This window comes from Streptomyces sp. NPDC058534, assembly GCF_042717365.1.
Classification (GTDB): Bacteria; Actinomycetota; Actinomycetes; order Streptomycetales; family Streptomycetaceae; genus Streptomyces.
The window spans coordinates 27,844-45,342 of sequence record NZ_JBHXNW010000044.1 but is presented as its reverse complement, the minus strand read 5'-3'; the positions used below and the strand labels follow the sequence as shown (position 1 = coordinate 45,342).

16 protein-coding genes and 1 pseudogene are annotated in these 17,499 nt (G+C 71.1%); 9 read left to right on the top strand and 8 right to left on the bottom strand.

The window, feature by feature from the left end; genetic code table 11:
* Nucleotides 1-79: 79 nt before the first annotated feature.
* Nucleotides 80-550: a MarR family winged helix-turn-helix transcriptional regulator gene (locus tag ACFWR9_RS25425; RefSeq protein WP_383846049.1), complete on the top strand. Its 471-nt coding sequence runs from the start codon at nt 80-82 to the stop codon at nt 548-550.
* 102 nt (nt 551-652) lie between these two features.
* Nucleotides 653-1,633: a UDP-glucose 4-epimerase GalE gene (gene galE / locus ACFWR9_RS25420; RefSeq protein WP_383846047.1), complete on the top strand. Its 981-nt coding sequence runs from the start codon at nt 653-655 to the stop codon at nt 1,631-1,633.
* A gap of 80 nt (nt 1,634-1,713) precedes the next feature.
* Here the strand turns inward: galE and ACFWR9_RS25415 are convergent.
* Nucleotides 1,714-1,962 (bottom strand): annotated as a pseudogene (locus ACFWR9_RS25415) (ATP-binding protein); the annotation flags it as partial.
* Nucleotides 1,963-2,090: 128 nt separating this feature from the next.
* Between ACFWR9_RS25415 and ACFWR9_RS25410 the strand changes: the two are divergent.
* Nucleotides 2,091-2,306: a DUF397 domain-containing protein gene (locus tag ACFWR9_RS25410; protein ID WP_383846045.1), complete on the top strand. Its 216-nt coding sequence runs from the start codon at nt 2,091-2,093 to the stop codon at nt 2,304-2,306.
* 22 nt (nt 2,307-2,328) lie between these two features.
* Here the strand turns inward: ACFWR9_RS25410 and ACFWR9_RS25405 are convergent, their stop codons facing one another.
* The 5 genes from ACFWR9_RS25405 to ACFWR9_RS25385 all read right to left on the bottom strand — a co-directional run bounded on the left by ACFWR9_RS25405 (nt 2,329) and on the right by ACFWR9_RS25385 (nt 6,009).
* Complete coding sequence (locus ACFWR9_RS25405) at nt 2,329-3,018, bottom strand: GNAT family N-acetyltransferase (protein ID WP_383846043.1); 690 nt, start codon at nt 3,016-3,018, stop codon at nt 2,329-2,331.
* A gap of 19 nt (nt 3,019-3,037) precedes the next feature.
* Entirely contained in the window at nt 3,038-3,376 is a 339-nt protein-coding gene (locus ACFWR9_RS25400; RefSeq protein ID WP_383846041.1) for a VOC family protein, read from the bottom strand.
* 39 nt (nt 3,377-3,415) lie between these two features.
* Nucleotides 3,416-4,288: a hypothetical protein gene (locus ACFWR9_RS25395; RefSeq protein WP_383846039.1), complete on the bottom strand. Its 873-nt coding sequence runs from the start codon at nt 4,286-4,288 to the stop codon at nt 3,416-3,418.
* Entirely contained in the window at nt 4,285-5,781 is a 1,497-nt protein-coding gene (locus ACFWR9_RS25390) for an MBL fold metallo-hydrolase (RefSeq protein ID WP_383846037.1), read from the bottom strand. Before ACFWR9_RS25390 ends, ACFWR9_RS25395 begins: the two co-directional genes overlap by 4 nt.
* A gap of 99 nt (nt 5,782-5,880) precedes the next feature.
* The gene (locus tag ACFWR9_RS25385; RefSeq protein WP_383846035.1) at nt 5,881-6,009 is read right to left on the bottom strand and encodes a hypothetical protein; all 129 of its coding nucleotides are present in this window, start codon (nt 6,007-6,009) and stop codon (nt 5,881-5,883) included.
* Between the two features lie 162 nt (nt 6,010-6,171).
* Between ACFWR9_RS25385 and ACFWR9_RS25380 the strand changes: the two genes are divergently transcribed.
* Both ACFWR9_RS25380 and tgmC read left to right on the top strand, forming a co-directional pair.
* Entirely contained in the window at nt 6,172-7,482 is a 1,311-nt protein-coding gene (locus ACFWR9_RS25380) for a helix-turn-helix transcriptional regulator (protein WP_383846033.1), read from the top strand.
* Nucleotides 7,483-7,619: 137 nt separating this feature from the next.
* Nucleotides 7,620-8,828, top strand: a complete 1,209-nt coding sequence (gene tgmC / locus ACFWR9_RS25375; protein ID WP_383846031.1) for an ATP-grasp peptide maturase system methyltransferase — start codon at nt 7,620-7,622, stop codon at nt 8,826-8,828.
* Between the two features lie 142 nt (nt 8,829-8,970).
* On the opposite strand, the gene ACFWR9_RS25370 is transcribed toward tgmC, so the two are convergent.
* Entirely contained in the window at nt 8,971-9,603 is a 633-nt protein-coding gene (locus ACFWR9_RS25370) for a TetR/AcrR family transcriptional regulator (protein WP_383846029.1), read from the bottom strand.
* Between the two features lie 183 nt (nt 9,604-9,786).
* On the opposite strand from ACFWR9_RS25370, the gene ACFWR9_RS25365 reads away from it, so the two are divergent.
* The 4 genes from ACFWR9_RS25365 to ACFWR9_RS25350 all read left to right on the top strand — a co-directional run bounded on the left by ACFWR9_RS25365 (nt 9,787) and on the right by ACFWR9_RS25350 (nt 15,687).
* Nucleotides 9,787-10,713 (top strand): ABC transporter permease, encoded by a 927-nt coding sequence (locus tag ACFWR9_RS25365; RefSeq protein WP_383846027.1) that lies wholly within the window; start codon nt 9,787-9,789, stop codon nt 10,711-10,713.
* Nucleotides 10,706-11,596, top strand: a complete 891-nt coding sequence (locus tag ACFWR9_RS25360) for an ABC transporter ATP-binding protein (protein ID WP_383846025.1) — start codon at nt 10,706-10,708, stop codon at nt 11,594-11,596. Before ACFWR9_RS25365 ends, ACFWR9_RS25360 begins: the two co-directional genes overlap by 8 nt.
* A 123-nt stretch (nt 11,597-11,719) precedes the next feature.
* The gene (locus ACFWR9_RS25355) at nt 11,720-13,936 is read left to right on the top strand and encodes a CDP-glycerol glycerophosphotransferase family protein (protein ID WP_383846023.1); all 2,217 of its coding nucleotides are present in this window, start codon (nt 11,720-11,722) and stop codon (nt 13,934-13,936) included.
* Nucleotides 13,933-15,687, top strand: coding sequence for a glycosyltransferase (locus ACFWR9_RS25350; RefSeq protein ID WP_383846021.1), 1,755 nt, complete (start codon nt 13,933-13,935; stop codon nt 15,685-15,687). The genes ACFWR9_RS25355 and ACFWR9_RS25350 overlap by 4 nt, the downstream gene beginning before the upstream one ends.
* A gap of 158 nt (nt 15,688-15,845) precedes the next feature.
* On the opposite strand, the gene ACFWR9_RS25345 is transcribed toward ACFWR9_RS25350, so the two are convergent.
* Nucleotides 15,846-17,324, bottom strand: a complete 1,479-nt coding sequence (locus ACFWR9_RS25345; protein ID WP_383846019.1) for a hypothetical protein — start codon at nt 17,322-17,324, stop codon at nt 15,846-15,848.
* Nucleotides 17,325-17,499: the final 175 nt, after the last annotated feature.

Below are 17,499 nucleotides of genomic sequence, written 5' to 3'. Positions count from 1 at the left end.
ACTCGATGTTGCGCAACTTGATGATGCACAACTCAATTGCACGCAACTTAATGACGCCAGGTCGGCTACCCTGGACCCCATGACCACGCCCGCTACCGACTGGCTCCGCCTGGACCAGCAGATCTGCTTCTCCCTGAACGCCGCGTCCCGCGCCTTCGGCGGGGTCTACCGCGTGGTCCTCAAGGACCTGGGACTCACCTACCCGCAGTACCTGGTGCTGCTGGTGCTGTGGGAGCACGAGGAACTGCCCGTGAAGAAGCTCGGCGAGCACCTCCGCCTCGACTCCGGCACGCTCTCACCGCTGCTCAAGCGGCTGGAGGCGGCCGGTCTGGTCCGGCGGGAGCGCAGCGCGCGCGACGAGCGGTCGGTGGAGGTGCGACTGACCGGGGAGGGCGTCGCGCTGCGCGAGCGGGCCGCCGAGGTGCCGCGCCGGATCGCCGCGGCGACGGGCCTGGACGTGACCGAGGTCCAGGACCTGCGCGACCGCCTCGACCGGCTCACCTCCGCCCTGGACGCGTACGGCACCGATCCGGCCCCGGCACCGTCCTGAGGGGTGCGGGCGCCCGCGGGGCGCCGGGATGAAGGATCATGTCCACTCGGGACACTCACGACCACTGTCCACCCAGGACCACTCACGAGGGGACGGCCGCACATGACCTGGCTGATCACCGGCGGCGCCGGATACATCGGGGCGCACGTCGTACGGGCGATGACCGAGGCGGGCGAGAAGGCGGTGGTGTACGACGACCTGTCCACCGGCATCGCCGACCGCGTGCCCGACGGCGTCCCCCTGGTGGTGGGCTCGGTCCTGGACGGCGAACGGATCGCCCGCGCCCTCGCCGACCACTCCGTCACCGGCGTCGTGCACCTGGCCGCGAAGAAGCAGGTCGGCGAGTCGGTGGACCTGCCGCTGCACTACTACCGGGAGAACGTCGAGGGCCTGCGCGTCCTGCTGGACGCGGTCACGGCGGCCGAGGTCCCGTCCTTCGTCTTCTCCTCCTCCGCCGCCGTGTACGGCATGCCGGACGTCGACCTGGTGACGGAGGAGACGCCGTGCGCGCCCATGTCGCCGTACGGCGAGACCAAGCTGGCCGGCGAATGGCTGGTCCGCGCCACCGGCCGGGCGACGGGCCTGTCCACCGCCTCTCTCCGCTACTTCAACGTGGCGGGCGCGGCGAGCCCGGACCTGGCCGACACCGGCGTCTACAACCTCGTCCCGATGGTCTTCGAGAAGCTGACCGAGGGCGCCGCCCCGCGCGTCTTCGGCGACGACTACGCGACGCCGGACGGCACCTGCGTCCGCGACTACATCCACGTCGTCGACCTGGCCGAGGCCCACGTCGCCGCGGCCCGCGCCCTCCAGTCCTCGCCGGGCCGCACCCTCACCCTCAACATCGGCCGGGGCGAGGGCGTCTCCGTCCGCGAGATGATCGACCACATCAACGCCCTGACCGGCTACGACCACCCTCCGACGGTCACTCCCCGCCGCCCCGGCGACCCGGCCCGCGTCGTCGCCTCGGCCGACCGAGCCGCCGTCGAACTGGACTGGAAGGCCAAGTACGACGTCGAGGAAATGATCACGTCGGCGTGGTCGGGCTGGGTACGGCTGCATCCGGAGGCGGCGCGGGACTGACGCCTTGTGCATGCCCTTCGGGTTCGGGCCGGAGGGCGCCTTCCTTGCCCACTCCTCGGTGCCCGGGACGCCGAGTCGCTGCGCGCGTCGCGGACTTCGACGCGCAGGCATTGATCGGTCAGGCTGTAGGTCACCTGGACGTGGCTGACTCGGCCGGTTCCGCCATGAACGACGGCGTTCGCAACCAGCTCGCTGACCGCCGACTCCAACGTGTCCGCCAGCGCAGGCACTTCCCACTTGTCCGCTAATTCGCGCACGTCCACACGAGCAGCCCTGACGGCGGGTCGATGCCGCCGGTACCGCGCTTGTTCCGTCCTCTGGTCAGCCATGCACGCCCCCTTTGGTTCGGATACGGGCGGAGATGACGCGATCCCAACGAATCACCCCGGGTCATGCATCGCCATGTCAGTAAGTCACGGGCGTTCATCCTGAACGCCATAAGGGAAATGGAAAAGTGATGAAGCCGTACATCGAATCTGCTTCGGCGGCAGATCTGGAATGGGTGAAGTCTTCGTACTCCGGCAACAACGGGAACTGTGTTGAGGTTGCGAGGCTACCGGACGGTGGGCGTGCGGTACGTGACAGCAAGAACCCGGGCGGCCCCGCCCTGGTGTTCCCGTCCTCCGGGTTCAACGCGTTCGCGCGCGGCACTGCGGAAGGTGCGTTCAACTAGCCAGCGGCTCCGAAGCCACTCGCTACAGCCTCGTGTTGAGCTTGCCAACCTGAGGGTCCACGGGTTCCGGCGCGGCAGGGACGCCGAACATGTGCCGACACTCGTCGAAGCCTTTGACCAGGGTGGGCCCGTGGTTCCGTCGGTGCCATCGTTCGGCGGTGAGTACGGCCTCGTGGGCTTCGACGAGGTGCTGGTCAACGGCGAGGCGCCGTCGACCATTGGACTCGTAGTCGAACTTCTCGGAGATGCGGCGGGATGCGGCGTTGTCTGCGAAGGCGGTGGAGGTGACCAGCTCCGCGCCGAGGCAGGCAAAGGCGAGGTGAAGGGCGGCGGCGCGCATTTGAGTGCCGAAGCCGCGGCCCTGGAAACGCCGCCCGAGCCAGAAGCCGGTGCGCGCCTCCCGGGTGATGTGGAAGCCGCGGGCGGAGAGGTTCTGTTGGCCGATGACCTGGCCGTCGCAGAAGACGGCCAGGAGAAGGCGCCAGTTGTCCTCACGCCAGTCGCCGCGGGCCCACCAATGGTTCTGCAGGACATTGCGGGCGGTCTGCTCGGAGGGGCCGGAGGCCCAGGGCTGCGGGAAGTGCACGGCGCCGGGTGGGACAACGCCGTCGGCCGCCACTTGCGCGAGTTCGTCGAGCTGGTCGTCGTCGGGAACGCGTAGTACCAGGTCGGGGGTGGTGAGCTTGAGCTGGGTGACCGGCCAGTGCCGCATGGGTGCCCTCCGCGAAGCTTCAGAATCCGTCGATGCCGATGACGTTGCCGAACGGGTCGGTGAGCTGTGCGATCTTGCGGCCGGTGCCGTCGCGGACATCGAGTGGGCCGCGGTGGTGGGTGCATCCGGCGGCTAGGAGGCGCTGTCGTACGGCGTCGACGTCGTCGACTGCCCAGTACGGCACAGGGCTGCCGCCGCGCCGGTTGCGTTTCTCGTCCTGGGGGTGGAAGCCGAATTCGACGCCGCCGATGTCGAGCCAGGCGTAGGCGGCGTCGCCGTCGATATCGAGGTGAACCTCGGTCTCCAGGACGCTGCCCCACCAGCGGGCGGACTTCTCTGGGTCTTCGGCGAAAAACATGACGGCGCGGATCCCGTTGAACACTCGTACCTCCGTCGGTTACTGGTCGACGCCGTGGAGGGAGGTGAGGCCGGTGGCCTTGGCGAACGTGGTCAGCGCACGCACGAGGTCTGCGTCGCTCCACTGCGCGCCGCGGTAGTTGGTGTGACGACGATATGCCTGGCGAATCCAGCGCGGGCGCAGGGCGCGCCCTTCCACTTGTCCGAGGTAGGCAAGGGTGATGAGGTCGGGCAGTCCGGTCAGGTCCGGGCGCAGGGTCTCCGCGTCGATGAGCGCGAAGCGCCCGTCGACGCGACGTCGGCAGTGGTCGGCCTTGAGGTCGAGGTGGCCGAGGGGAACGTGGCTGTCGCCGTGCGCGGCGGCGGTCAGCTGAAGCAGCTCGCGCCACGCGGCGGGATCCCGGGCCCACGTCGGCGCAGGCGCGCCGACTGTGGTGCCCAGGCGCCACTGGCTCATGATCTCGGTGGTGTGCTGGGGCCACCGGGCGGGCGCGGTGTGGATGGCCGCGACGGCGGCGATCAGCTCCTCGAATCCGTCCTCGTGGTCGATAGCTGCGGGATCGTCGAGGAAGCCGGCGACCAAAGTACGGCTGGTGTCGCTGACGCTGTGCAGCTCAGGCAGGACCGTTTCGCCCTCCAGTAATTGGTAGGCGAGGGCCTCGCCGAGGTAGGCGGCCTCGTCGCCGTGGCGCTTGAGGAGTTGCCGGGGCGGGGCGCCGAGCGTGAAGGTCGAGGTGCGGTAGCGGGCGGTCAGGCAGCGTACCGGCCCGGGCGCGGCCGGATGGTGTCGGTGGATCAGAGAGCGGGCCTGGGCCGCCGCCTGCGCCGGGTCGGTGGTGAGCGGGGTGGCGAGCCACCCGTCGGGCCGCACGCGGGCGGCGCCGGCGAGTGGCCCGGCCAGGGTGGTGCTCACGCCGCCGCGCCCTGGGTGTAGCCGAGCGTGGTGAGACTGTGGTGATAGCAGCGGGCGGCCAGGTCGGGGCGCTGGTGCTCGCCGTAGACCGCGAACAGGGCGTACACCGGGGAGTCGAGCGGTTCGCCGATGTGCCAGCCCTGATATGAGCCTCCGACAATGTCCCAGATCTGAGCGCGGCCCTGGAAGACGGCGATCAGGTCCTGGTAGTAGATCTCGATGCCGAACGGGTAGCGAGCCATGGCCTCTTCACGGCCGGTGGGCTCCACCTGCTCCCACGTAGGCCCGGTGATGTTCCAGGCGTAGGACTCGACACCGGTTTCGATGCCCGGCGGGTCGAGCAGGCGCAGCACAGCGCGGCGGGAGCCGACCGGGCCGTGGAGGTAGTCGTGGATGCCAGAGGCCAGGGCGCCCATCCGGGTCGCGATCAGCTCACGGGCCATCCGCGGCAGTTCCTCGGCGAGCAGGGCACGCGCCGTCTCCCACTGTTCCTCCGGAAGAGCCGTGGTAACCGGGGTGGGTTCCACCTGATTCGGGTCGGCGAGGAAGGCGTGCTGCCCCTCCAGAGCATGGGCCTCAGCGACCGGGTCGAGGTGGACCCATGGGGCGCGGGAGGTGGCGATGGGGCCGGTGCCGTACGGAACGGTGAGTCGGTCCCCGGGGCGCGGACCGTGTACGCGGAAGAGGTGCTGGAGAGCGTTGGCGGCCTCGGCGAGCGCGGGGTGGTCGGCGTAGAGGAACGGGCCGTGCGGGCTGCGCGGGGCGGTGAACCCGTTGCCGCACAGCGCGACGTCCGCCACGCCGTCGAGCGGCTTGCAGTAGTCGATCAGGAGCCCGCTGAGGATCTCGATTCCGGTCTTGCGGTTGCGGGGACTGTCCATGCCCGGCAAGAGGTTGTTGTCCGCACCGAGCGCGCCGTAGGGGACGGTCTGCGCGTTGTTGGACACGATCGCGAGCCGCGGAGGCTTGAGCGCGCCGTCAGTGAGGTGCTCGATGTAGAGGTCGGAGACGTCGGCGTCGACGCCGACGAACACATCGTTGCCGGTGGCGCCGGTCTGCCGGATCAGGGGCTGAGCGACGCGTTGTTCCCAGAACAGGGTGCGGGCGCCCGCTGGGTAGAGCGTGATCTCGATGCCGCCCATGGTCAGGGACTTGGTGTGGTCGAGGCGGTGCACGGTGAAACCGAGTACCTCGATGGCCTCGGTGACAGCGGCCGGGGTCGTCATGCCGGTGTACACCGGGACGGTCTTCGGCAACAGGTTCAGCGAGGGCAGGTGGAAGTGGTCCAGGTGCTCGTGGCTGAGGATCACCGCGTCCGGCAGCGGCATCGCCGCGACGTCGATGCCGCGGGGCGGCCAGATGGGGAACCGCAGGTTCCCGACACCGAAGGCTTCGGTCAGAATCGGGTCGAGCAGTACCGTGGACAGGCCATCGGTGATGTGCCATGTCTGGTGGCCCAGGAACGTCAGCTCCAGCCCGGCGGGAGCGGCCATTGTGCACCTCCTGTTGTCTGGTCGTGGAACGTGTGAAGGGAAGCGGCCGGGGACGGTGTCGGCATCCCCGGCCGCCGACGTCTCACCAACAGATGCCTGTCACCTGTGGTACGTGGTCGGCGCGTGACTGGTGGCGCCGGACGCGGCGAACGCCTTCACCCGGCGCTGCAGAGCCCTCACCGCCTCGGCGGTCACCTTCGGCGTCGCGGCCTTCTTCGACTCGCTCATCGCGTACCTCCTCTCCCGGCTCTAGGCCCCGCCCCGTCAGCGGGGATCTGCTGGCAGTACAGCTCAACCGTTCGACTCAGAACATGAGTTGGCGGTAGTCCCGGTGTAGTCCCGGGCCACGCGCAGTACGCTTCCGGTCACGCAGGATGATGGGATTGCCCCGTGGATGACCTGATCCGCCACCCGCTCGCGTACGCCCGGATCGAGCGCGGATGGACCCAGCCCGAACTCGCCCGCCGCGTCCGGCAGGCAGCTCTGCGACGTGGACTTCGTTCAGGTGTGGACCGGCAGCGGATCTGGAACTGGGAGAACGATCGGGCGACCCCTGATGGCGATTCCCAGATACTCCTCGCCGACGTGTTCGAGATCGACCAGAGTCCCGTTGCCACCCTCGGCTGGCCGCAGTGGCTGCCCAGTCGCGACAGCTCGATGTCTCTCGGGCCCAACAGCACCGTTCCCGCTCTTCGAGAGGCACTGCGAACCTCCATGGACCGCCGCACGTTCCTGACCTACAGCTCCGCCGCCTTGGTCGGCCTCGCCCACCAGTGGGCCGCCACCGAGCCACAGGCCGTGGCCAGAGCCTTGGACGGCAAGGCAGTCGACGCCGAGCTGGTCGACCTGCTGGAAGCCGCCGGGCAGAAGCTCACCAGTCTGGTCACCGAGCAGCGCCAGCACACGCGTACGCTTCTCGACGCCCACTTGACGACTGTCACGGAACTGATCGACGGCGGCAACTACACCCAACTCGTCGGCCAGCGCTTGCATACCCTGGCCGCACGCATGTCCCAGACGGTCGGCTGGCACCGCTTCGATCAAGGCAAGCACGCCGCGGCCGGCCGCTTCTGGCACGGTGCCCTGCACAGCGCCCATGCCTCCGGTGACCGCGATCTCGGCGCCGGCATCATGTCCGATCTCGCTTACCAGGCCACATGGCTGAATGCTCCGCAGACCGCCGCAGAGATCCTCAAAAGCGCCGTTCTGCGAACCCACCACCCCACCGCCCGCTCCCTGTTGCACCTTCGCCTCGCACGTGCCCAGGCCGCGCTCGGCGAAGCACACGCCTGCCGCCGTTCACTGGCCACAGCGGAACAGGAGCTGGCGCGAAGTACGAGTGAGCCGCCGGCGTGGTGCTCATGGATGTCCCCCGCCGACCTGTCGGTGGACTCCGGGCAGTGCCTGCTCGATCTCGGCGAGCCCGAGCGTGCCCACAAGCTGATCGGGGAAGGCACCGCCCTGCTTCCCGGCGCCCGCGACAAGACACGGGCCGTGTTCCTCAGCTACGAGGCGGGCAGCTTCCTGCGAGCGGGCGACATCGACCAAGCGGCAGCCACCGCCGCGGAATCACTCGCCCTGGCCAAGCAGATCGGCGCTCCGCGCTGCGTCGCCCTCGTGCGCGACCTCGCCCCGGAGTTCAAGAAACACGGCGGAGTCGAATGCGTGGACGATCTACTGGAGCGCGTCCGCGCGAGCTGAGCCCTGCTCCGAGACCGCTCTCGAGTCGGAGCCTCGACGTCGTCGCCGCACTCACGAGGTCCGGGCCCGGCGAGTTGCCCAACCGGACTGGAGATATCCGCCGCATGGGCCGACCTGCTGACACGAGGAGAAACTCCATGACCGACACCGCGCCCGAGCGTCGTGCCCTCGCCGACCGGCTGGAGAAGGCCGGCGTCCTCAGAACCCCCCAATGGCGGGTCGCAGTAGAGGCCGTACCGCGGGAGTTGTTCCTCCACCCAGGCGTGTTCCTGCCTGTGGACGGCGGCCGATGGCGACCGGTTAGCGCGGTCGGAGCTGGTCCGACGGAATGGCCACGAATCGCCTATCGCGACGAGTCCCTGACGACCCAACTCGACGGACACCTGACCGCTGACCAGGCCAGTGACCTGGTGACAGGCGTGCCGACGTCGTCATCCACCACCCCGGTCACCGTGATGGGCATGATCGAGGACCTGGACGTGGAGGAAGGTCATCACGTGCTGGAGATCGGCACGGGCACCGGTTACTCCTCGGCCCTGATGTGCCACCGCCTCGGCGAGGACAACGTGACCACCGTCGAAGTGGATCCGGGCGTAGCGGCCCGTGCGGACGCCGCACTTGAGACGGCCGGATACTCGACATGGACCGTCACCGGGGACGGGCTCCTCGGCCACCCACGCCGTGCACCGTACGACCGCGTCATCGCCACCTGTGCCGTCCGCCGCATTCCCCACACCTGGATCAGGCAGACCAAGCCGGGCGGGGTCATCCTGGCCACCCTCGGCTCCTGGCCCTACGGCACCGGCCTCGCGAAGGTCACCGTGGGCGAGGGCGGCACCGCCGAGGGGCGGATCATCGGCCGCTCCTCGTTCATGCAGGCGCGCTCCCAGTTCACCGCACCGGTATCCGGCGACCTGTCCGCGAGGACGGCCTACGCCGACAGCGAGCGGGAGACAAAGCTGCCGCCCACGATGCTGGAGGAGTGGATGCCTGCCTTCCTCAGCCAGCTCGCCGCTCCCGGGGCACAGTTCACCCGCGCCACGACGAGCGGCGGCACCCCGCTCCTGTTCGCATTCGACCCGGATCGCGAGTCGTTCGCCGAGTTCGTCGCGAACAACACCGGGTGGACTGTCCGCCAAGGCGGCCCCGTGGCCCTCTGGGACGACATCGAGCAGGCACTCGTCGCGTGGCAGGACGCGGGAAGTCCTGATGTCAGTGCCGTACGGCTTCACATCACCGACAGGTCCCACACGTACTGGATCGGGGGACGGCAGATCACCACCCGCTCTTCGTCGCACTGGATCGGCGACAAACCGGCGCTGCGCTGGCAGCACCGCATCGCCTGACGGCAGTCGCCGGCCCCCCATTTCCCATTGCCGATCATGAAGTTGTGAGGGTGTCGGTCACCTTCACGAACGGCGCAACTTGGTCCCCACCCCCGTCGCCCGGGTGGCCCCCGCACGACCTGCCGGAAACACCCGACCGGTCTCAGAGCGCCCTCAGGCCCGCCGCCGTGGCCCGGGCCAGTGCGGCCAGGTGGCCCTTCGGCAGCTGCGGGCTGCGGATGACCACCGAGCGCCAGTACAGCGGGCCCGAGATCAGGTCGAGGGCCAGGTCGGTGTCGAGGGCGGCGCCCAGCTCGCCGCGTTCCGTCGCCGCCGCGAGGATCTTGCTGGCGACGCCGTCCTGGCCCTCGCGCAGGGTCTTCCGCAGCGCCTCGGCGATCTCGGGATTGCGGGCCGCCTCCGCCTGGAGGTCGGGGATGATCTGCGAGGCCACCGGGTGGCGCAGGGCCCGGGACGTCACCTCGTACAGCAGCCGCAGGTCACCCTCCAGTGAGCCCGTGTCGGGTGCGGGCAGGCCCTGCACGGCCAGCGCCGAGACGACGTCGAGCACCAGGTGCAGCTTGGAGCGCCAGCGCCGGTAGACGGCGGTCTTGCCGACCCCCGCGCGGCGCGCGATCCCCTCGATGGACATCCGCGCGTAGCCGACCGCCGCCAGTTCCTCGAAGGCGGCCGCCCGGATCGCCTCCGTCACGTCCTCGCGGAGCACGGCCGCCCCGGCGGGAGCCCGGCGGCGGCGCGGGCGCGGCTGGGGCTCGTCGGCGGCGTCGGTCGTCATGCGGGACAGCATAGGGCGTCACGACGAAACGGTTGCGTTCCGGCGTCAGCACGCCGTACGCTCCCGTTACGACGATACGGTGCCGTCCCGACGTGAATGAACGCCTCACGACACCCGGGTGAACGACGGGTATCGCCTCCACCCCCGGAATCGCCTCCACCCCCCGAGCGAAAGCAGCGCGGAGTGAGTCAGGTCCTCGACACACCGCCCCCGACAGCGGCCCCGCCCGTCCCCGCCGACCACGACCTCGGGGCCCTCGCCGCCCGCCACGGTCTGACGGTCAGCGGCGCCCGCCCCTCCCTGCCCGAGTACGTCCGTCAGCTGTGGGCCCGCCGGCACTTCATCGGCGCCTTCTCCACCGCCAAGCTCACCGCCCAGTACAGCCAGGCCAAGCTGGGCCAGGTCTGGCAGGTGATGACGCCGCTGCTCAACGCGGCGGTGTACTACTTCGTCTTCGGCATGCTGATGAACACCAGCCACGGGGTGGAGGACTTCGTCCCGTTCCTGGTCACCGGCGTGTTCGTGTGGACGTTCACGCAGAGTTCGATCATGGCGGGCACCCGGGCGATATCCGGCAACCTCGGCCTCGTCCGCGCCCTGCACTTCCCGCGGGCCGCGCTGCCGGTCTCCTTCTGCCTCCAGCAGCTCCAGCAGCTGATGTTCTCGATGGCCGCCCTCGTGGTGATCCTGCTCGCGTTCGGCGTGCCGCCCGGGCCCTCCTGGCTGCTGGCGATCCCGGCGCTGGTGCTCCAGTTCGTGTTCAACGCGGGCGTGGCGATGATCATGGCCCGGGTGGGGTCCAGGATCCCGGACATGGCCCAGCTGATGCCCTTCCTGCTGCGCACCTGGATGTACGCCTCGGGCGTCATGTTCAGCATCCACCACATGACCGGCCCCGACAGCGACCTGCCGTCCTGGGTCGGCCCGCTGCTCCAGGTCAACCCGGCCGTCGTCTACATCGACCTGATGCGGTTCGCCCTGATCGACAGCTTCGGCGGGGACATGCTGCCGGACCACGTGTGGGCGATGGCCCTGGGCTGGGCCCTGGCCGCCGGGATCGGCGGCTTCATCTACTTCTGGAAGGCCGAGGAGACGTACGGTCGTGGCTGACAACACCGGCAGCATCCATCAGACGGGCGAGCGCGTCCCCACCGTCGTCGCCGACGGTGTCGACATCGTCTACCGGGTCAACGGCACCGGGGCGGGCCGCGGTTCCGCGACCGCCGCCCTCAACCGCATCCTGCGCCGGAGGAAGAGCGAGAAGGCGGTGGGCGTGCGCCGGGTGCACGCCGTGAAGAACGTGTCCTTCGCGGCGTACCGGGGCGAGGCGATCGGGCTGATCGGCACCAACGGCTCCGGCAAGTCGACGCTGCTCAAGGCGGTCGCCGGGCTGCTCCCGGTGGAGAACGGCCGTATCTACACCGACGGCCAGCCCTCGCTGCTCGGCGTGAACGCCGCCCTGATGAACGACCTCACCGGCGAGCGCAACGTGTACCTCGGCGGCCTGGCGATGGGCATGTCCCGCGCGCAGATCAAGGAGCGCTACCAGGACATCGTCGACTTCTCCGGGATCAACGACAAGGGCGACTTCATCACCCTGCCGATGCGCACGTACTCCTCCGGGATGTCCGCCCGCCTGCGGTTCTCCATCGCCGCGGCCAAGGACCACGACGTCCTGCTGGTCGACGAGGCCCTGGCCACCGGCGACCGCTCCTTCCAGAAGCGTTCCGAGGAGCGCATCCGGGAGCTGCGCAAGCACGCCGGCACGGTGTTCCTGGTCAGCCACAGCAACAAGTCCATCCGCGACACCTGCGACCGGGTGCTGTGGCTGGAGCGCGGCGAGCTGCGGATGGACGGGCCCACGGAGGAGGTCCTGAAGGAGTACGAGAAGTTCACCGGCGGCCCGGACAAGGCGGCGAAGCCGAAGGCCGCGTCCAAGCCGGCACCTCAGGCCGCGCCCAAGCCCGCGCCCGGGACGAAGGTCTCCGCCTGACGACGCCCTTCCCCCGTGAGGCGTACTCACGATTAACCCTTTTGCGCGTTTGATGCCACCATGTCCGAATAGATACGACCCAAGGAGTGCGCCGGGAGCGACCAAGACCAAGGAGTCCCAGCGATGCCCGAGACCCCCGACCTCAGCGTCGTCGTCCACGGCCCCAACGTCCAGGACCACCTGCCCGCACTCCTCGACTCCCTGGCCGCCCACCCCCTCACCGGTGTCGAGGTGATCGTCGCCGCCGTCGGGGACTGGGCCCGGGAGACGGCCGAGGGTCACACCCCCGCGTTCACCGTGCTGCCCCTGCCCGACGGTGCCCGCGACTGCGCGGCCCGCGCGGCGGGGGCGGCGCGGGCGAAGGGCCGGTGGCTGCACTTCGTCCACGCCAAGGACGGGCTGCGGCCCGGCGCCCCGCGCGCCGTGGCCGCGCACACCGCCGGCCTCCCCGACACGGTGGACGTCCTGCTGTTCGACCACGTCCGCAGCACCTGGCGGGCCTCCGGTCTGCCCTCCCCCGACGGTCCCCGCCTCGCCCGCGCCGGCCGCGCCGACCTCGCCCTGGACGACCGCGCGGCGCTGCTCGGGCTGACCCCGCTGCTCGGGAACCGCGCCGTGCGCGCCGGCTTCTGGCGTGCGCACGAGCGTCTCCTCACCACCGACGACGAGCCGTTCGCCGCCCTCGTCGCCCTACTGCTCGCCGACCGCGTCGCCTGCCTGCACCAGCCTGCGTTCGAGGACCGCCGGCTGCGCGCCGAGAGCCTTCCACCGGTCACGCCGGAGCGGCGGTACGCCCTGGTCGACCGCTACGAGACGCTGCTCGGCCTCGCCGCCGACCGCCCGGCCGTCCGCGGCGCCCTGTATGACCTGATGGTCCGCGACTGCCTGCGCACCTTCGCCCGCGCCGAGCTGCCGGACGACGTGGCGCGGGAGTTCTTCCGCCGGGCGTCGTCGGCCGCCCGGCGCCTGCGCCCCGACGGCCACCGGAGTCCGGCCGGCCTCGAAGGCGTACGCCGGTCGCTGCTGGCGGACGGCGCGTACACGAAGTACCGCGCCCTCCAGACCGCCAACCACGCCCGCCGCGGGGTGCGGTCGGCGGCGCGCACCGGCAAGCGCCTGGCCGGTGACCGGGTGCGGGCCCTCCAGTACCGCAGGGCACTGGCCCGCCCGATCGATCCGCACCTCGCCGTCTTCTCGGCGTACTGGGCCCGCGGCGTGGCCTGCAACCCGGCCGCGATAGCCGCCGAGCTGGCCGAACTCGCCCCGAGCGTCCACCCGGTGTGGGTGGTCACCGCGGCGAACGCGGCGCTGCTGCCGCCCGGCACCGACCACGTCGTCCCCGGCACCCGCCGCTACTGGGAGGTGCTGGCCCGCGCCAAGTACCTCGTCAACAACGTCAACTTCCCGGACGCGGTGGTCAAACGCCCCGGCACCGTCCACCTCCAGACCCACCACGGCACCCCGCTCAAGCGCATGGGCCTGGACCAGATGCCGTACCCCGCCGCCGCCCGGGGCCTGGACTTCCCGGCACTGCTGGAGCGCGTCGACCGGTGGGACTACAGCGTCTCCGCCAACGGCCACACCACCCGCATGTGGCAGCGGGCCTACCCGTCCCGCCACGTCTCCCTCGACCACGGCTATCCGCGCAACGACGTCTACTACACGGCCGGCGCCGCCGAGGTCCGCGCGGTCCGCGAGCGGCTGGGCATCCCGCCCGGCCGCAGGGCGATCCTCTACGCGCCCACCCACCGCGACTACGAGGCCGGCTGGACCCCCCGCCTCGACCTCGCGGCACTGGCCGCCGACCTCGGCGAGGAAACGGTCCTGCTGGTGCGCGCCCACTACTTCTACGACGGCGCGTCCGCCCCGTCCGCCACGCTGGCCGGCCTGCGCCGCACCGGCCGCCTCATCGACGTCTCCTCCTACGAACCCGTCGAGGAGCTGTGTCTGGCCGCCGACGCGCTGGTCACGGACTACTCGTCGATCATGTTCGACTACGCCAACCTGGACCGCCCGATCGTCATCCACGCCGACGACTGGGAGACGTACCGCACCACCCGCGGCGTCTACTTCGACCTGATGGCCGAGGCACCCGGCCCGGTCGCCCGCGGCCAGGCGGAACTGACGGAGATCCTCACCACCGACGCCTGGCGCGACGAGCGCGCGGCCAAGGCGCGGACCGCCTTCCGGCGCCGGTTCTGCGAGTACGACGACGGACGCGCCGCCGAACGCGTCGTCCGCCGGGTCTTCCTCGGCGAGGACGAACGGACGCTGCCGCCGGTCCTGCCGATCGAGGAGCGCACCCCGGCGCCGAGCCCCGAGGAGGCCACCGCGTCATGAGAGCCGTCACGAGAGCCGCCACGAGTCCTGTCACGAAGCCTGTCACGAACCCGGCCGCGGGCCCGCCGCCCGCGCCCGCGGCCTCGGACGCCCCGGACGTCACCGTCACGGTCATCGTCTACAACGACGCCGAGCGCCTCCCGCGCGCGGTCGCGTCCGTGCTGCGCCAGACCCACGCGAACATCGAGATCGTCATCAGCGACGACCACTCGACCGACGCGACCCCCGAGGTGGCCCGCGCGCTGGCGGCCCGCGACCCCCGCGTCGTGTACCTCCGGCTGCCGGAGAACAGCGGCGGGTGCAGCGCGCCGCGCAACCGCGCCCTGGAGATCGCGCGGGCGCCGTACCTGATGTTCCTGGACAGCGACGACGAACTCCCCGAGCGCGCCGTCGAGACCCTGCTCGCCGCCCACCGCGAACGCGACCTCGACTTCGCGATGGGCGCGGTGCACCGGATACGCGTGGACGGCGGACGCCGCACCACCTGGATGCCGCACCTGGTCGCCGAGCGCCGCACCCTGGACGGCATCGAGGCCGATCCGCGGCTGCTCTTCGAGCACCTGTCGACCAGCAAGATGTACGCCCGCGCCTTCCTCGACCGGCACGGCCTGCGCTTCCCCGAGGGCATCCACTACGAGGACCAGCTCTTCTCGGCGCAGGCGTACTGCCTGGCCAGGACGTTCACCGTCGTCCCCGAGCCGGTCTACCGCTGGTACGTCGCCCCGTACGCCGCCTCCGAGACGGCGTCCATCTCCAACCAGCGGCACCTCCTCACCAACGTCCGCGACCGCGTCCACGTCCAGCGCCTCATCGACGCGTTCCTGACCGGGAGCGGGCACGAGTCGCTGCGCGAGGACAAGGACTTCAAGTTCCTCAAGCACGACTTCCGCATGTACGCCGGTGACCTCCCCTACCGGGACGACGCCTGGCTCGCGTCCTTCGCCGACCTCATGACGCCCTACCTCGACACGCTCGCCGAGGGCGCGTACGCGCGGCTGCCCCGCGCCGAACGGGTCGTCCTCCAACTGCTGCGCGACCGGCGCCTGTCCGACGTACGCGTGGCCGCGCGGGGCCTGGGCCACGCCGTCGCCCCGCGCCGGGTGACGCCGGACGAGGAGAGCGGCCGGACCTACTGGGGCGAGGAGGTCCCCGGGTCGGCCGACGCCCGCCGCGAGCTGGACCTGACGGACCTGGAGCTGGACACCCGCCCGTTCTTCACCGCCCTGCTCCGGCACGAGATCACGGACGTCGCGCGCGGCCCCGGTGCGTCGATCGACCTCACCGTCCGCACCTACGACCCTGCGCTGCGCCTCCCGGTCGGCCCGCAGCGTGCCACCCTGCACCTCTCGCCGGGCCGCCGGCGCCTGACGGTCCCCTTCCGCCTCTCCCCGGTCCGCCCCGGCGTCTTCGAGGGCCGCGTCCGCCTGGACCTCGCGGCTGCCCACCTCCCCCTGCACGGCTTCGAGGGCCTGCGCCACCCCGTACTCCGGCTGCGCCACCAGGGCCGCGTCCACACGGGCATCCTCCTGGCCCCCCTGCACTTCCCGCCCCTCAGCGCCCGCATCCCGTACCACGCCGGCACCACCCCCCACCGGGTCACGGTGCAACCGGAGGGCCACAACCCGGGCCGCCTACAGATCCACTGGCACCCGGTGGGCCTCACGGCAACCGTCCTCCACCCGCTCGCCCACCACCTGTCAACTCCCCGAACCCGCCGGGCGGCCCGCTTGGCGTCGAACATCCTCCACTGACCCAGACGCCATCCCGCTCAGCTGCGGGCAGTCGTGCCGCTGGGGCGGCGCCCGTCCCAAAGAGAGCGGCACCCCGCCAACGCGGGCGAGTGACACTCACCCCCGGCCAGCACGGACGCCGGGGGCCCATCCGACACGCGTCACGTCAACACCCCCGCTCACCCCACCACCGCATACAACACCGCCCCACCCGGCCCCCGCTCCACCTCCCGCAACCCCGAATCCCCCCGAAGCCCCACCCCCCGATCCACCACCCACCGCACCCCGTACTCCCGCTCGATCCCCCGCCGCACGCTCCCCTCCACACCCTCCACCCCCACCCCCACCGAGAAATACCTCCGCACCGCCCCCACCCGCTCCCCCTCGTCATCGAGGAAGAAGTCGGTGTACCCAGGCGCCACCGTGTACGCCCCGGTCGCCGGAATCTGCCGGGACGGAAACTCCCTCGCCATGACAACGTCCCCGTACCCCACCCACCGCGTGATCCAGCCGTACCCCTCCCACGGCTCCCGGTACTTCTCCGCCACCACCTCGGGCAACACCCCCGGCCCGACCGCGTACCCCAGCACCCCCACCTGCCCCCAGACCCCCACCACCAGCGCCACCCCCAACACCCCGGCCCACACCCCCCGCACCGCCCGACACCCGGACTCCCCCACCTGCACCGCCACCGCGAGCTGCGCCGGAATCACCGCGGCGGGCAGCACCCGCCCCCACGACCAGTGCCCGCTCACCCCACCCGCCACGAACACCACCAGCCCCAGCGCGAAGAACAGCACCAGCACGTCCCGCCGGTCGCGCCGCCACCGCACCACCAGCGCTGCCACCCCCACCAGCACCAGCCAGTACCGCGCCCACAGGTCCCGGTACAGCGACCGGTGCACCTCGTCCATCCCGTCCCCGGCGCCGAAGAGCGCGAAGAAGTCGTAGTACGGCCAGACCCACAGCACCACCACCCCCAGCGCCAGAGCCCCCGCCACCCGCACCCACACCCCTCGCCCGGCATGCCGCGCGCCGATCACGACGGCGAGCGCACCCAACGACGCGACGATCCCGGAGTACTGATGGACCAGCAGGATCACGGCCCACAGCACCCCGCATCCCAGCCAGGCCCCCCACCCGTCCGCCCGCGCCAGCCACGCCCACAGATGAAACGCCAGCCCGAGGGCGAACACACTCGGGTACGCCACCGTCAACGCGAGGGAGTGCAGCCCGAGAAAGCCGCTCCAGCTGAACTCGGTCGTCCCCCACAGCAGCACCAGGCACAGCAGTGCCAGCGGGGGCACCACCGGGCGCGCGCTCAGCGTGCGGGCGTACCGCCACACCCCCGTCACCAGCACCCCGAGCGCCACCACCGCCCCGATCCGCAGCACGGTGAACACGGAGAACCCGGTCACCCCGGCCACCCAGCCCAGCGGCACCGTCCACGGTGAGTAGTACGGGCTCGGGGTGTCCGCGTCGACCAGCGGGTTGCCGGGGTGGAGGAGGTCGTGCCGCAGGCGTTCGAGGGTGGCCGCGTGCATGCCCAGGTCACCGATCCAGGGCAGCCGGACCACCACCAGGACCAGCAGGAGGAGCACGAGGGCCGCCCCCGCACGCGGCAGCGCGGTACGCGTCAGTGCGGAACGCCCGGTCACGCGATCACTTTATCCGGACAAACCGCTCCATTGGGATATAGAGGCGGGGCGCGGCGGCAAACAACCCCCCCCCCCCCCCCCCCCCCCCCGCGCGCGGCCCCCCCCCCCCCCCCGGGGGCCGCACCCCCGCCCCCCCCCGGCTCCCCCCCCCCCACCGGGTGGGGAGGGGGATAGC